The sequence below is a fragment of the Maribacter halichondriae genome (assembly GCF_027474825.1).
GTDB lineage: Bacteria > Bacteroidota > Bacteroidia > Flavobacteriales > Flavobacteriaceae > Meishania > Meishania halichondriae.
This window is the reverse complement of the sequence record NZ_CP107030.1, coordinates 3660939-3673097: the sequence shown is the minus strand read 5'-3', so window position 1 is coordinate 3673097 and position 12159 is coordinate 3660939. Positions and strand designations below refer to the sequence as shown.

The following is a 12159-nucleotide window of genomic DNA, read 5'->3' as shown; positions in this document are numbered from 1 at the left end:
CTTTTTTATTAGAGGTTAGACTGTAGCTTCTTTTTCCTTTGACATTTCTTCCGCGGCCTGTTGAACCGACTTAACGATATTGTTATAGCCAGTACATCGACATAGGTTTCCAGAAATTCCCCATCGTATTTCCCTTTCCGTAGGATTGGGGTTTGTTTCCAATAGTTCTATCGACCTCATAATCATACCCGGAGTACAGAAACCACAATGTAGACCATGTTGGTCATGAAATGCCTTTTGCAGCGGGTGGTTGGTACCATCGGCGGCAATGCCCTCAATTGTGGTGATATTCGCACCATCGGCTCGAACGGCCAAATAGGTACAAGATTTGACCGATTTACCATCGATCAAAATGGTGCACGCACCACAACTCGAAGTATCACAGCCTATATGGGTGCCTGTCATGTCTAAATTTTCTCGTATAAAGTGTACTAAGAGCAAACGAGAATCCACCTCAGCGGAAACGCTTGCCCCATTTATTGTCATTGTTATTTTGTGTTTTGCCATAGCGATTTCTATTGTTTTGCTCTTTCAAGAGCCTTGTTCAACATTCTTTTTGTAACCGTGTTCACGATAGATCTTTTATAAGCTTCCGACCCCCTTAAATCAGATTCGGGTTCACAATCTTCGCTTGCGATCTGACCCACTTGTTCGATGAGATCCGCTGTGATTTTTTTCCTCGAAGTACTTCCTCTCCTCTTTCCAAGCGCATAGGCACGGCACTCACATTGGTAAGGCCTATCCCGATTTCTTGGCAAACGCCATCATCATCCAATTCAACATGAACGGCTACGCCTGCGGTTGCATAATCCCCAACTTTTCGTTCTACTTTGTGATAGGCGCCACCACTGCCTTTCTTGGCTTTCGGAATTTGGATTTCCGTAAGTATATCTCCGGGTTCCAAAGCCGTCATATAAAATCCGTGAAAGAATTCGTCTATAGGAATTGTTTTTTGCCCATCCGCGCCTTCCGCAATAATCGTTGCCCTCATGGCCAACATTAAAGCAGGTTGATCGTTGGCCGCATCACCGTGGGCGATGTTACCGCCAATGGTGCCACAGTTTCGAACTGAAGGATCGGCCGTCAACCAGATGGCATCACCCATAATAGGATAATTCTCCTTTATAAGGGTGTTATGCTCCATCTGGCTCTGTGTGGTCAAAGCACCGATTTTAAGCATATTGTCTTCTTCCTTAATATAGGAAAGACCCTCAATTTTACTGATATCGATAATATGTTCGGGAGTGGCGAATCGAAGTTTCATCATGGGCAGCAGGCTATGGCCGCCGGACATGTATTTCGCTTCTTCACCAAGTTCTTGTGATAAGGCAATCGCTTCCTTCAAAGAAGTTGCCTTATGATAATTGAAATTAGCTGGAATCATAATATTTTAGGAATTAATTTAAGAGGTAAGCAATAAATGTAACTCTAATTCGCTAAAATCACAATGATATTAATCAGTCATTAACAAATTAATAATTTATAGTTGCATAGATAAATCCAATTGTCAGCTCTAAAAGAGAAAATGTAAATTTTGGGATATTGCTTACCTTTAACTTATTGGCAAATCGATATCGATCATGTACTCCCAACTCTATTTTGACTACAATGCGACCACCCCCTGTGACAAGGAAGTAGTGGACAGTATGTTGCCGCATTTTCATGAAGATTTTGGGAATCCATCCAGTAGTCATCACCCCTACGGGTGGTTGGCGAAGGGTGCTGTTGAAGATGCTACGAATTCAATCGCTAAAAACTTAGGTATTGCTCCGAGCAGTTTAATTTATACTTCGGGTGCAACGGAAAGTATCAATATGGTGCTGAAAGGAGTCGCGCGAAAAATGCAATCCCATGGAAAACATATCATTACCACCAAAGCGGAGCACAAAGCTGTTTTAGATACCTGTGCTTTTTTAGAGGAAGATGGATTTGAAATCAGTTATTTGGATGTTGATTCCGATGGATTGATTTCTTTGGAAACCTTAAACAAAACCTTGCGCCCTGACACCATTTTAGTTTCGATTTTATACGCAAACAATGAAACGGGAAACATTCAACCTTTAGAAGAGATAGCAAAACTGATCCAAGAAAATGGAAGCTTGCTATTTTCAGATACCACCCAAGCTTTGGGAAAAGTCGATTTAACCGATGTTTTACAAATTGTAGATTTCGCTTGTTTTTCAGGACATAAAGTCTACGGCCCAAAAGGAATCGGACTCGTATATATAAAGGACAACGAAGACGGAGATAGTTTACCGAGTTTTATTCAAGGCGGTGGACAACAAAAAAAGCAACGCGGAGGAACCATTAATACTCCTTTGATTGTGGGATTGGCAAAAGCGATTGAACTGGCTTATTCAAATTTGGAGGAAGAGCATAAGCGAATGAAAACCTTTCGTGATAAACTTGAAGCAGGTTTGCTTGAAATTGAACTAGCCGTTTCTAATAGTAAAACTCCCAAGCGATTACCGAACACGGTTCATGTTTCTTTTCCCTATGTAGATGGTGCCAACCTGTTGACTGCTTTGAGTAGACAAATTGCCGTTTCCAATGGGTCAGCTTGTAATTCTGCTTCGGTTGAACCTTCACATGTGTTAACAGCCATGGGCGTTGAACGAAGTTTGGCGTATGCTTCTTTGCGTTTGAGTATTGGGAGGTATACTACTGAGGAAGATATTGAAAAGGCGGTTGAGATTGTAAAGGACGAAGTTTCGAAACAGCGAGAGGCTAATATTCTTTGGGAGCGAAGAGCTTAAAACTATTTAAATAAGTACTTATGACATTTAATTCAAATGGTCATAACGGTGAACAAACTACAATCCATGATGTCATTGTAATCGGAGGAGGACTCATGGGAAGTTCCGCCGCTTGGCATCTTTCCAATTATGGTAAGGAAGTTGTACTTCTGGAGAAGCAGGGTAGAGTTTACGAAAAGGGATCTAGTAAAGGGGAAGCCCGAGTAGTAAGAAGTAGTAACATTGAAGGCGATACCCTTTGGTCCTATCTCCATAATACTAGCGTCAAAGAAGTTGAAACAGTGATCAGGTTTTTGAATAATAAAGGAACAGCAATTACGATGGAGGGTATTTACACCACCTCACCAATATCATATATAGCTAGACATGAAGAACTAGGCCAGCTTCTGAACAATCTAAAAAATCAGGATGCCAATTTTGAACTTGCTTCTAAGGTAGAAGAAGGGGAATCCAAATTTGGTGTAAACCTTAAAGAGGGCACTTTCCTGCATCGGGAATATAATACACATTCTGGCACTTTTAATCCACGTAAGTTAATCCAATTGCTGCATCAGGCGATTGCTTTAAAGGGCTATCAAATAAGGTATAACTCCGAAGTCACAGGAATTGAAAAGAAAGATGGAGTCTACAAAATAACAGTGGATGCCAATGGTAAATCGATTCTTCTAAGTGCAAAACAAGTAGTTAGCGCAGCAGGTCCGTATACGGGGGGACTGCTCCAAAAAATCGCTCCCTATTATAATAGCCTGATTCATCCTAAGAGGGTCTTTCTCACTTTTCTGAGAATCAAAAATGAACATTATAACAACTTACCAGTAGCGCAAAAACAGCAAATGAAAAATGGATTTCCGGTAATCGATAGGACGACGAACTTAGAGTGCGAAGAATTTTTTGCAATGATTGAAAGTTACGATGAACAAGATAATCCTATTATTAAAATTGGGGGGCATTTTCAGCGGACAAATATTGGCGATATTGATAAAGTTTGGCAAAAGAAACTGAATCAAAAAGAGATCAACTGGTCCATCGAAAAAATAGCCTCTTACCTAAACTTTCTGAATTTGCCCATCATGGTCAATCAAATTGAAGTTGTTGATACGTACTCCTGTGTCTATAGCCTTACCGAGACCGAAGTCCCATTTGTTACCCCAATTCTGGAGGACGATAATTCAATAGATGAGAACTTTGTTGTGATAGCAGGAATGTCAGGTGTTGGAGCCAAAGGTGCAATGGCATACGGACTGATTGCCTCAAACTTGCTTACCAATAAAAAGCAAGAGGATCCTTACTACGAAACTGCGGTTGCCAAATTGGGTTATGAACGAATAGCGACCAAAACACTTTAAAAGGAGAAATCTAACCTACCTTCCTTTTTGGCGACCCTTACGAAACCCCTGCCTGCCGGCAGGCAGGTTTGCGCACTTTACGGTCAAATCACCGTTCATGTATCGGCCCAACCTTCTCACGAAGCATTCCCCCATGCTTATCGGAAAAAACACTTAGAATTTCGCTGAACAAGCTCATTGCTATTTCTTCAGGCGTATTGGCTCCGATTTCCAATCCGCAAGGGGCGAAAATACGGTCTAGTTCCTCCTGTGAAAATTCGATTCCGTTTGCTTTGAATTCTGTGACCATTTTATCAAAACGCTTACGAGGGCCTAAAGAAGCAATATAGGGCGCCGGACTCTTTATCAAGTCTTGCAGATTGGCATAATCTGTTTTATAGTCGTGCGCCATTAAGATGATAGCCGTACGATGGTCTATTTCTGGGCGTGCTTCGCCATCTTTGAGATAGATATTTTTTACGGCCTGTAATTTTTCCTTTTTGAGCTTTTGAACGTTTCCTACCAAACTCACATCCCAATCCATCAATTCTGCCATTTCTAGCATGGGATACACATCATAATTATCTCCGTAAATCGCTAAATGAAATTGTGGTGGAATCAATTCGATAAAAACACTTGCTTTTACCTCTACTTCCTCAAAATGATAGGTTTTTGATTTTTTATTCTCTAAGACATCCTGAATTCTATCCTGAAGAAAATTTCGCAATCCGTTGTGTTGACAATCCTCTAAGGATGATGTATTCCGATCATAATAAAAACTTCTTCCTAACGGAATTGTATCAATATCAGAATTCAAGTCCGTTACGGTAGCAATAATATGTTCCCCTCTATCCGAAACACATTTCTGAAGCATTTCCAAGGTCGCGGAATTCTCTGAAATGGGAGAAATCAAAACATCGATAACGCCGTTACAACCTAAGCCGACTCCTATTTCATTTTCTTTTGAAGTATCGTAGGTCACTATAGAAGGTTCTTGTTTTAAAATAGCAATTTGAGAGCGTTGCAAAGCATCTCCCTCAAGACACCCACCGCTAATGCCTCCCTCAAAAACACCCGATTCAAAAACAAGCATTCGGGCGCCCTCCCTTCGATATGATGATTCCTCTACTCTGACTACCTGCGCAATAGCACATTTTTCCCCAGAGCTCTTGAAAGAGTTATACAGTTGAAGTATCGATTTAATTTCTTTCATTTCGGCAGCAATTCTTATTTCTTTCTTAAATAGTCCATCTAATATATCCAAAATTAGCTATATTGAATCTTCTTATCGCTGATATAAATCATGAAAGATTCCTTTGATAGAACTATTGATTATGTACGAATAGCTGTGACCGACCGTTGCAACTTGCGTTGTTTCTATTGTATGCCAGCTGAGGGTATTCCGTATGAACCTAAAGCACATTTGCTTAGCTATGAAGAGATTACCCGCTTACTTCAGGTATTGGGAAATCTTGGTTTTCAAAAAGTCAGGTTTACTGGTGGCGAGCCTTTCTTGCGGAAAGATTTCATGAAATTATTGGAGAATACCGCCGGATTGGAAGATTACAAATCCATTCACATTACCTCGAACGGCACTTTATTGCAAAGACATATTCCGAAATTGAAGGAACTGGGCATTACCCAAATCAACCTCAGCATCGATTCGTTAGACCGTGAGCGTTTTCATAAAATTACCCGTAGGGATGATTATGAAAAGGTCATTCAGACATTTCATATGTTGATGGAAAACGGCTTCAAGGTCAAACTCAATGCAGTTATTATGCACGGAATCAATACCCAAGATATCATTTCCTTGGCGGAACTGGCAAAAGACCATCAAGTTGATGTCCGTTTTATAGAAGAAATGCCTTTCAACGGTGGGTACAAGGAGAATACCGAGATGTACAGCGCGAAAAGCATTCTTCGAGATTTGCGGGAAGCATATCCGAACCTCAACGAACTTCAAGGTAAACATGGCGATACGGCAACGCTGTATCAAGTGCCCGATTACAAAGGAAACATTGGTGTCATCGCAGCCTTTTCCCGAACGTTCTGTAACACCTGTAATCGACTTCGTATTTCCTCAAAAGGTGAAATCAAGACCTGCCTCTACGACGGTGGCGTCTTTAATATCAGGGATTATATGCGATCGGGAGTTTCCGATGAAGAACTAGGCTTAAAATTCCAAGAACTCATCAAGCTAAAACCTAAGGACGGATTCGCGGCGGAAAAAACGCACAAGAAAACGTCGAACGTGATGGATAGTATGAGTGTTATTGGTGGATAAAGAATAAAGGGAACTAATAGTTAACTGTTTGAAAATTACAATGATTATCTAAACGTAAAGATCGCGAAGAAGGCGCAAAGGACGATAAGGCAAAAAATTGAGAATAAAACTTTGCGAACTTTGCACTTTTTCTTTGCACTCCTTCCAGTTAAATTTAATACCTAACTCGTTTTCACGGTTCAACAAAATTGATGCAAAACAACACCTTTATACCCTACGAGCAAGCCCTTTCCATTTTAGCGGAATACAAAAGTGATTTTCCCATAGTTTCAAAACCCTTGGAGGAATGCGTTGGCGCCTACTTGGCAGAAGATTTATTGGCCGATCGGGACTTCCCCCTTTCGATCGTATAACCATGGATGGCATTGCCATTGATTTCTCGACTTTTGGAAAAGGACAACGTGCATTTAAAATTGAGGCCATCGCTCCAGCCGGTACTCCACAAAAGACATTAGAAAATCCACAAAACTGTATTGAAGTAATGACGGGGGCTATTATGCCTAACGGAGTCGATACCGTTATTCGTTATGAGGATTTGCAGATTGAAAATGGTTTAGCCACCATACATTTGGATTCCCTAAACCACAAACAAAATGTACATTTCAAGGGGATGGATATTGCACAAGGAACTTGTATTGTAGCAAAAGGAAAACAGCTATCGAGTGCGGAAATCAATATTGCTGCGGCCGTTGGAAAAGCCGAATTGAAAATTGTTCAAATACCAAAAGCGGTTATTATTTCTACTGGAGACGAACTCGTACCCGTTTCCGAAACTCCCCAACTCCACCAGATTCGCCGTTCGAATATCTACGGTATAAAAAATTCGTTGAATGAATGGGGATTAGAAGCAGACTTGGAACATCTGCCCGATGACAAGGAAAAAATGCTTGTTATTATTTCCCAACTCTTAAAGGATTACGAACTACTGGTTTTTACAGGCGGTGTTTCCAAAGGAAAGTATGATTACTTACCTGACGTCTTGGAAGAATTGAAAGTGAAAAAGCATTTTCACAAAATTCAGCAACGCCCTGGTAAACCTTTCTGGTTCGGTACCAGTGTGCACAACAATAAGATTTTTGCCTTGCCGGGAAACCCTGTTTCCTCTTTTGTTTGTATTTATATGTATTTGCAATTCTGGCTGAAAAAATCCTTGAATTTAGAACCCGAAACCTTGTATGTGGAGTTGAAAAAAGACGTACAGTTCAATCCTGATTTGGTGTATTTCTTAGAGGCTGCTTTAGAAAGTCGTGCCGATGGCACCCTAGTGGCAGACCCCATTGCAGGAAATGGTTCGGGAGATTTCGCCAATCTCGTTAAAACCGACGGATTCTTAATATTACCTCAAAATAAAAACCAATTTTTTGCGAATGAGGTTTATCCTTTTGTACCTTACCGAAGGAAATGGTAATTTCTTGCTATGGAAATCACAAAGACAGGTTGTTGTAAAGCCAAGGTGCACACTCCCAAAAAAGTGGAAGCAGCCAATGGTTCCATGTCTTTTCTTTCTACCATTTTATTGATTCTTATTCCTAAGTGCCCACTTTGTATGACTGCCTATATGAGCGCCATGGTACTTTTCTTTGATGTGGAATACAGCACACTCGTACCTGTACTCCTGCATACCAAACCGATCATGGGAATCATAATCATTACCATGATTATATTGAATCGAAAAGACAAACGAACTTGGATTTCCTTAGGTATCGCCACTACAGCCTTGGCATTTCTGATTTCCAAAACTTATTACAATGTAGCCGTACTACCAGATTGGCTGCTCTACACCGCCTTTATCTTTGCCATTTGGTACAATGGCAACTTCAGGTATTTCTATCGTTTTATTCGATTTGGAAGACAAAAAGAAGCGGTCTCCTAATAACGGTTAAAACTCAATTGATAGTCCATTAACCACCAAAACCCGAATCCCCACAAACAATACCAATATCGCAGTAATCACTTTAATACTTTTCCCCGTGAACTTGCTTAGGCTGATACGAATACCCAATTGACCACCTATAAAAACTGCAATCACCAAACCAATGGCTTCGCGCCAGGGGAGTTCAAAAGTTCCATTGCTGAGATATCCGCCAATACTCGAAGCGGAATTGACCAAAATAAAGAAACTCGCCAATGCTGCAATCTTAACCGATTTATCCCATCGCATGTGATTGAGAATCGGGGCGAGAAAAATACCACCTCCAATACCTACGAGTCCAGAGAGCAGACCGACGGCGCCTCCTAAGAAATAGGTCATATAGGGAGGATAGTCAGCACTTACTTCGTCCCAGTTTTTTTTTGCAAAAGTTTGATAAATCAGGGCCAATGCCGAAATGATCAATGCAGCCCCTAGTATGATAAAAAAAACATTTTCCTTCAATCGAAAAGAGGCTCCAATAAAAGCCAACGGAATACTGGTTACAATGAAAGGCAGGAACTTTTTGAAATCAAGATGGCCGTTTTTAAAGTACAGATAACTACTCCCCGAAACCACTACTAGGTTGCAAATCAAAGCCGTACTTCGAATCGCAAAAAAACTGGCAAAAACCAAAGTCAATAAAGCCAAATAACTAGACCCGCCTCCAAAACCCACAGAAGAATAAAGTGTGGCAATCACAAAAAAGCCAAGCATTAATAACAAGAGTTCGGGTAGGGTCAGGAGCATGTAGCCAAATACTGGTTTAGACCACCTAAAATACTAAAAAGCGAACTCTTGGGGTATTTTTTTTGCAGTAGTCTCAAAGCTGTTTCGCTTCGCTTACCTGATTGACATACTAAGTAGACGGGAATCGAAAAATTGATCTTTTCAGTATTGTTCTCCAATTCGTTTAAAGGAATATGAATCGATTCGGGTAGATGATAATTCCTAAATTCTTCATCTGTACGAACATCAACAATCTGGGCATTTGCTACTAGTAGTTTTTGAATATTTTCTGCTTCAATAGTCGGGACAATTTCACAGGGGTCGTTCCATTCGTAAAAATCTTGGAGCTTTTTGATTTCTAAGTTTTCAGCTTGTAGCTTGAATTTTATTTTCTGTTGTGATTGGTTAAGTCCATTGAATAACAACAATTTTCCCGAAAGTACTTCCCCTATTCCCGTAAGGACTTTTATGGTCTCCAGTGCTTGGAAGTTTCCGATGATTCCCGGAATTATCCCTAGCACTCCATGTTCATTGCAATTGGGTACTTCATCTTCCTTTGGCATCGTTGGAAAAAGACACCTATACGTGGGTCCTCCTTGAAAATTAAACACACTTACCTGACCTTCATAGCCGTGCAAAGCACCATACACAAAAGGTTTGTTCAAGATTACACAAGCATCATTTACCAAATAGCGTGTCGGAAAATTATCAGAAGTATCTACCACGACATCATAACCCATAAGAATTTCTAATGCATTCTCTACGGATAAAAAAGTCTCATAACCGACGAGTTCGGTATCTGAATTTTGGGCTTTTAATTTTTCGATAGCTACTGAAACTTTCGGTTGCCCAACCTCCGCTTCGGAATATAAAACCTGACGGTGTAGATTGGTTAATGAAACCACATCATTGTCCGTCACTCCTATTTTGCCAATGCCCATTGCATTAAGATAGATCAAAACAGGTACGCCCAAACCTCCTGCTCCGATGACCAAAACTTTGGAATTGGCTAGTTTTTGCTGCCCTTCAGGGCCGAAGCCTTTTAGGATTGTTTGTCTATTGTAGCGGTTTTTGTTCAAATTCTAATCTTTACTTTTTTAAGTTCTTCCGTCAGGTCTTACGAGGGAAGCCAAAAAAACACTATCATACCTCCGCCAACTTCTTCAAAGCCTCTTTATACTCTTCTTCAGAATTTGCGTTCAATAATACATTTTCATTACTTGGAAAAACCAACTCCGTATCATGATTGATCAAGTATTTTCTCGGACAAGTACCATTGCCCCTTTCTAAATACTTAATTGAATTTTGTAATGCTTGCGGCTCCCAAATGGCACAAAGAGGTTCCGGTAGTGGGTTTTCTTCTAAGGCAAATGCGGTTGCTTCGCGATCAGGATTTCGGGCCGCGATCAATTCTTTTAATGCTTCCAATTCCATTAGGGAAGGTCGCAGGCCAAGACCAACCATGCTACATCAGGGAATTTTTTATGGGCCGATAAAAGTCCATTGTATGGTCCTTTGAATTCGTTTAAATCAATAATGGTTTGCATTCTTGCCGGTAATTCAGATTCTTGCTCTTCGCGCAAGCTGATGAACGTTCGTTCGCAAACCTGACTCAGCAAATCATACAAATATTCACGTTGGGGGGCTCCATGATAGTCAATCAAACCCTTATCCGTACCCATACGAGAGCTTTTTCCTCCGGAGAGCACCAGTCCGTAGATTTTAGCGGTTGAAGTCATTCTTCCCTCCTGTTTTTTGTTGTAATTGTATTTCTGAAATCGTAATGTCATGACTCAAGGCCTTGCACATATCGTAGATGGTCAGAGCTGCGACGGATACCCCTGTCAAAGCTTCCATTTCGACTCCGGTCCGTTCGTTGCATTTAACGCTGCACGAGATTTGTAATGCTTTATCACTTGGTTCAATATGCAATTGTATTTTAGATAGGTTCAATTGATGGCACAAAGGAATCAATTCAGCCGTTTTTTTAACGGCTTGGATTCCTGCGATAATTGCCGTTTGAATGATACTTCCTTTTTTTCCAAGGAAATCATCCGCTGCAAGTTGGTCAAAAACATCCGAAGGAAAAGTACTTTCCCCGACGCCCTAGCCGTTCTCACGGATGTGCTTTTGTCGGATACATCAACCATAGAAGCCTTGCCAGCCTCATCTATGTGTGAAAGTTGTTTTGTCATTAAAGATGAAATTTTATTGTCATTCCCGCGAAGGCGGGAATATTTTTATTTAGTTGGCTGGGCTCGTTTAGGGTTTGGGCATTGACTCTAAAGTTCGGTTTTTTCCAGCAAAGGCTTGGGTTTTCAACCCCTCCGTCCCCGCCAGCTAGCGGGTCCACCTCCCCTCGTCTGAGGGGAGGAGCTTTTACCTTTTACTTTTTTTAAACTTCGCACTTCGAACCTCGTATTTCGTACCTCGTACCTCGTACCTTAAACCTACGGATGCGCCGAAACCCAAACTGTTTTATTCTTAAAAATTTCTTTTTTCCAAATGGGAACGGTTTCTTTTAAAGTATCGATAAGATATCGACAAGCTTCAAAACAAGCATCCCGATGGGCGGAAGAAGCACCTACAATAACTACAGGTTCCTCAACTTGTTTCGCACCTACCGCATGGCGTATGACCACTTTGTTCAAATTCCATTTCGCTGTGGCATCCGAGGCAATCTTATTCATTTCCTTTAGTGCCATTTTTTCGTAGGTCTCGAATTCCAAAGAAACAACTTCCTCATTTTGAGTGAATTCACGAACGGTTCCTACAAAAATGCAAATACCCCCGCTATGTGCATGGGACAGGTCCGTGAACACTTGGGAAGTATCAATTTCATCGACTATTTCAACAACAATATGTTCCATTATCCCCCACTTACTGGCGGAATTATAGCTATTTCATCATCCTTGTCCAAAACGACATCATCATCGGCATATTCGCTATTTACTGCAATGGCCAAGGATGAAAGTTTTGAGAAATCGGGATAAGCGGCGGCCAAAAGCTTCTTAAGTTCCGCCACCGAAGTGGGCAAGCAATCCTTATCCGACAAATCAATAACCGATTCGCCGACGATATCTTTGGCTATTCCGAATAACAATAATTCCATCTATTCTTTTAATTGAAAGTTCAATTTACTTAAAAAAAGAG

Annotated in this window: 13 protein-coding genes and 2 pseudogenes; 5 read left to right on the top strand and 10 right to left on the bottom strand. The window is 40.8% G+C overall.

Features of this window, described 5'->3' with window-relative positions; translation table 11 throughout:
• Nucleotides 1–15: 15 nt before the first annotated feature.
• Nucleotides 16–507, bottom strand: coding sequence for a (2Fe-2S)-binding protein (locus N8A86_RS17185; protein ID WP_273566493.1), 492 nt, complete (start codon nucleotides 505–507; stop codon nucleotides 16–18).
• Between the two features lie 8 nt (nucleotides 508–515).
• Nucleotides 516–1384 (bottom strand): annotated as a pseudogene (locus N8A86_RS17180) (FAD binding domain-containing protein).
• Between the two features lie 196 nt (nucleotides 1385–1580).
• Between N8A86_RS17180 and N8A86_RS17175 the strand changes: the two are divergent.
• Nucleotides 1581–2756, top strand: coding sequence for a cysteine desulfurase family protein (locus N8A86_RS17175; RefSeq protein WP_273566491.1), 1176 nt, complete (start codon nucleotides 1581–1583; stop codon nucleotides 2754–2756).
• Between the two features lie 20 nt (nucleotides 2757–2776).
• Nucleotides 2777–4102: an NAD(P)/FAD-dependent oxidoreductase gene (locus N8A86_RS17170; protein ID WP_273566490.1), complete on the top strand. Its 1326-nt coding sequence runs from the start codon at nucleotides 2777–2779 to the stop codon at nucleotides 4100–4102.
• A gap of 88 nt (nucleotides 4103–4190) precedes the next feature.
• On the opposite strand, the gene N8A86_RS17165 is transcribed toward N8A86_RS17170, so the two are convergent.
• Entirely contained in the window at nucleotides 4191–5345 is a 1155-nt protein-coding gene (locus tag N8A86_RS17165) for an XdhC family protein (protein ID WP_273566489.1), read from the bottom strand.
• A gap of 39 nt (nucleotides 5346–5384) precedes the next feature.
• Here N8A86_RS17165 and moaA point away from each other — a divergent pair, with 39 nt between their 5' ends.
• The 3 genes from moaA (at nucleotide 5385) to N8A86_RS17150 (ending at nucleotide 8241) form a co-directional block, all read left to right on the top strand.
• Entirely contained in the window at nucleotides 5385–6368 is a 984-nt protein-coding gene (gene moaA, locus N8A86_RS17160; protein ID WP_273566488.1) for a GTP 3',8-cyclase MoaA, read from the top strand.
• Between the two features lie 286 nt (nucleotides 6369–6654).
• The gene (locus tag N8A86_RS17155; protein ID WP_273566487.1) at nucleotides 6655–7776 is read left to right on the top strand and encodes a molybdopterin molybdotransferase MoeA; all 1122 of its coding nucleotides are present in this window, start codon (nucleotides 6655–6657) and stop codon (nucleotides 7774–7776) included.
• Between the two features lie 9 nt (nucleotides 7777–7785).
• On the top strand, nucleotides 7786–8241 hold the full coding sequence (locus N8A86_RS17150; protein WP_273566486.1) for a hypothetical protein: 456 nt from the start codon (nucleotides 7786–7788) through the stop codon (nucleotides 8239–8241).
• Between the two features lie 6 nt (nucleotides 8242–8247).
• Here N8A86_RS17150 and N8A86_RS17145 read toward each other — a convergent pair whose 3' ends face one another.
• The 7 genes and pseudogenes from N8A86_RS17145 to N8A86_RS17120 form a co-directional block, all read right to left on the bottom strand.
• Nucleotides 8248–9027 (bottom strand): sulfite exporter TauE/SafE family protein, encoded by a 780-nt coding sequence (locus N8A86_RS17145; protein ID WP_273566485.1) that lies wholly within the window; start codon nucleotides 9025–9027, stop codon nucleotides 8248–8250.
• Entirely contained in the window at nucleotides 9018–10085 is a 1068-nt protein-coding gene (locus tag N8A86_RS17140; protein WP_273566484.1) for a HesA/MoeB/ThiF family protein, read from the bottom strand. Before N8A86_RS17140 ends, N8A86_RS17145 begins: the two co-directional genes overlap by 10 nt.
• Before the next feature lie 64 nt (nucleotides 10086–10149).
• On the bottom strand, nucleotides 10150–10470 hold the full coding sequence (locus tag N8A86_RS21730; RefSeq protein ID WP_337251647.1) for a hypothetical protein: 321 nt from the start codon (nucleotides 10468–10470) through the stop codon (nucleotides 10150–10152).
• A complete protein-coding gene (locus tag N8A86_RS21725; RefSeq protein ID WP_337251646.1) occupies nucleotides 10440–10745 on the bottom strand; it encodes a molybdenum cofactor guanylyltransferase in 306 nt (101 codons plus the stop codon). The genes N8A86_RS21730 and N8A86_RS21725 overlap by 31 nt, the downstream gene beginning before the upstream one ends.
• A pseudogene (gene moaC, locus N8A86_RS22075) lies at nucleotides 10729–11201 on the bottom strand (cyclic pyranopterin monophosphate synthase MoaC). The gene N8A86_RS21725 and the pseudogene moaC overlap by 17 nt, the downstream one beginning before the upstream one ends.
• A gap of 255 nt (nucleotides 11202–11456) precedes the next feature.
• On the bottom strand, nucleotides 11457–11876 hold the full coding sequence (locus N8A86_RS17125; RefSeq protein WP_273566483.1) for a molybdenum cofactor biosynthesis protein MoaE: 420 nt from the start codon (nucleotides 11874–11876) through the stop codon (nucleotides 11457–11459).
• Complete coding sequence (locus tag N8A86_RS17120; protein WP_273566482.1) at nucleotides 11876–12118, bottom strand: MoaD/ThiS family protein; 243 nt, start codon at nucleotides 12116–12118, stop codon at nucleotides 11876–11878. The genes N8A86_RS17125 and N8A86_RS17120 overlap by 1 nt, the downstream gene beginning before the upstream one ends.
• Nucleotides 12119–12159: the final 41 nt, after the last annotated feature.

Excerpts from the sequence above, each read along its gene's own strand:
- N8A86_RS17185 (WP_273566493.1), bottom strand. The coding sequence starts at position 507 with ATGGCAAAACACAAAATAACAATGACAATAAATGGGGCAAGCGTTTCC.
- N8A86_RS17175 (WP_273566491.1), top strand. The coding sequence starts at position 1,581 with ATGTACTCCCAACTCTATTTTGACTACAATGCGACCACCCCCTGTGAC.
- N8A86_RS17170 (WP_273566490.1), top strand. The coding sequence starts at position 2,777 with ATGACATTTAATTCAAATGGTCATAACGGTGAACAAACTACAATCCAT.
- moaA (WP_273566488.1), top strand. The coding sequence starts at position 5,385 with ATGAAAGATTCCTTTGATAGAACTATTGATTATGTACGAATAGCTGTG.
- N8A86_RS17155 (WP_273566487.1), top strand. The coding sequence starts at position 6,655 with ATGCGTTGGCGCCTACTTGGCAGAAGATTTATTGGCCGATCGGGACTT.
- N8A86_RS17150 (WP_273566486.1), top strand. The coding sequence starts at position 7,786 with ATGGAAATCACAAAGACAGGTTGTTGTAAAGCCAAGGTGCACACTCCC.
- N8A86_RS17145 (WP_273566485.1), bottom strand. The coding sequence starts at position 9,027 with ATGCTCCTGACCCTACCCGAACTCTTGTTATTAATGCTTGGCTTTTTT.
- N8A86_RS21730 (WP_337251647.1), bottom strand. The coding sequence starts at position 10,470 with ATGGTTGGTCTTGGCCTGCGACCTTCCCTAATGGAATTGGAAGCATTA.
- N8A86_RS21725 (WP_337251646.1), bottom strand. The coding sequence starts at position 10,745 with ATGACTTCAACCGCTAAAATCTACGGACTGGTGCTCTCCGGAGGAAAA.
- N8A86_RS17125 (WP_273566483.1), bottom strand. The coding sequence starts at position 11,876 with ATGGAACATATTGTTGTTGAAATAGTCGATGAAATTGATACTTCCCAA.
- N8A86_RS17120 (WP_273566482.1), bottom strand. The coding sequence starts at position 12,118 with ATGGAATTATTGTTATTCGGAATAGCCAAAGATATCGTCGGCGAATCG.